The 786-nt window shown below is 46.2% G+C and carries 2 protein-coding genes; both read left to right on the forward strand.

Annotated features, from left to right (window positions below):
- Positions 1-187, forward strand: a 187-nt coding sequence (locus NPS47_RS25240) for a hypothetical protein (RefSeq protein ID WP_274297429.1), incomplete at its 5' end; no start/stop codon positions are given.
- An 8-nt stretch (positions 188-195) separates the two neighbouring features.
- On the forward strand, positions 196-786 hold a 591-nt coding region (locus tag NPS47_RS25245; RefSeq protein WP_274297430.1), incomplete at its 3' end, for a hypothetical protein.

Consider the following 786-nt stretch of genomic DNA (forward strand, 5'->3'; position numbering starts at 1 on the left):
CGACGCGCGGCAGCGGTCAGACGGCCGCGGCTACATGTTCCGACTGGCGCTGGAATGGTCAGCAAACGAGGCTGATCGAGTCAACAGTACACCTGGCAGTGAACTGATAGAAAAAGATGGCATCGTGCTGACACACCAAAGCACTGAGCTACTTAAGTTAGCTGTCCCCAATTCAAACGGTCGTTGAGCGCTAGAATGTTGAATCTTAATAAACCCCTTGAACTGCCGTCGCAGCTTGAGTGGAAGTTTGCGCATGAGCCTGAATTAATGGCTTGGACAATTCGGGCGCGTAATTACAATACATTTGTGGCGAATTGTATGTTTGCGTTCATGTCTGTCGTGCTAATGGGGATGTCATATTTTTTGTACTCAACCCCTGCGGGGGATGAAGGGGTTTTGTCCAGGGTGATAACGAGCCTGGGTTTTTTTATAGTATTGTCACTTGTGATCTCGAGTATGACCCATCAGCGAATAAATTGCGCTTATCGCTTTACTAAGTCAGGGGTGGAATGCTGTGAATGGAAAGATTTCCCCAAGTGGGCTCTGACATTTTTGAAATGGCTTGCAGGGGTTACAGCGATTGTCTTTGTTTTTATGGCGACTATTGATCCATTATTTTTGCTTGGCGCGCTGATAGGTCCTGGTGGTGTAGGCTTGACGTACCTCTCGATGGCGTACTCAAAAAATTATCGAGAAATGCACACTCAGTATCATCATTTGATATATGAGTGGAAAGATTTCACGCAATTGGCTATCGCAACGAATAGAGAGGTTGTGGATTTAAAA

The organism is Pseudomonas putida (assembly GCF_028682475.1).
Taxonomy (GTDB): domain Bacteria; phylum Pseudomonadota; class Gammaproteobacteria; order Pseudomonadales; family Pseudomonadaceae; genus Aquipseudomonas; species Aquipseudomonas putida_AG.